General features: G+C 76.7%; 1 protein-coding gene. It reads left to right on the forward strand.

The window, feature by feature from the left end:
- Positions 1–249 (forward strand): thiamine pyrophosphate-dependent enzyme (locus tag KVT44_RS56500; protein ID WP_217577082.1); only part of this gene is annotated, 249 nt, incomplete at both ends.

Below are 249 nucleotides of genomic sequence, written 5' to 3' on the forward strand. Positions count from 1 at the left end.
CGGGCCTCCGGGGCCTCCCCCGCGCCCAGGCGGGCCCCAACAACCAGGGGCGCACGGACTTCACCGGCCTGCCGGACGGCCTGCCCGGTGACGCGGCCCTCGCGGGCCCAGGGGTGGTCGCCGAGGCGCTGAACATGTCGCAGCTGCGTGGCTACCGCCCCGGCGGCACGGTCCACATCGGCATCAACAACCAGGTCGGGATCACCGCCGCCCCGGAGTCCTCCCGCCCCTCCAGGAACGCCCCCGAGG

It is taken from the genome of Streptomyces sp. GbtcB7 (assembly GCF_019091445.1).
Taxonomy (GTDB): Bacteria; Actinomycetota; Actinomycetes; order Streptomycetales; family Streptomycetaceae; genus Streptomyces; species Streptomyces mirabilis.